This is a genomic window from Kitasatospora nipponensis (genome assembly GCF_039528135.1).
Classification (GTDB): domain Bacteria; phylum Actinomycetota; class Actinomycetes; order Streptomycetales; family Streptomycetaceae; genus Kitasatospora; species Kitasatospora nipponensis.
Window position 1 is genome coordinate 1 of the sequence record NZ_BAAALF010001048.1, and the last position, 549, is coordinate 549.

Annotated in this window: 1 pseudogene; it reads right to left on the bottom strand. The window is 70.9% G+C overall.

Annotation, left to right across the window (positions count from 1 at the left end):
• Positions 1-549 (bottom strand): annotated as a pseudogene (locus tag ABD323_RS44790) (ACP S-malonyltransferase); the annotation flags it as partial.

Here is a 549-nt window from a genome sequence, read left to right on the forward strand (position 1 = left end):
CAGACCGTCAGGTCCGCAGACCCGGACGGTGCCGATGCCCAGCCGCTGGAAGGTCTCCACCACGGCCGGCCAGCGCACCGGCTTCACGTAGCCGTCCAGGATCATCGTCCGGACGCCCGCGCCGGTGGTGAGCACCGAGCCGTCCTGGTCCGCCACGATCGGCAGCACCGGGTCGGCGAAGGTCAGCCGGTCGACCACCTCCGCCTCGACCCGGTCGCGCAGCGCGCCGAAGGCCGCGGAGTGCATCGGCGGGTTCATCGTGTACAGCGGCAGGCCACCCATCGCCCGCAGCCGGGCCTGCAGCCAGTCCACCCGGCCCTCGCGCAGCGAGAGCATGTAGAAGTCCTCGTCGATGTAGCAGGAGATGTCGTACCACTCCCCCTGCTCGTCCAACTCGGCCAGTACTTCGGCCAGTCGGGCCTGCGGGGTGCGGGTGAACGAGTGGGTGACGATGTCCCGGTGCTCGACCGCGAAGTACTCGTCCTCGCAGCGGGCCAGCTGGGCGGTCGCCCAGACCGCCTCGGCGAAGTCCAGCGACCCCGAGTGCAC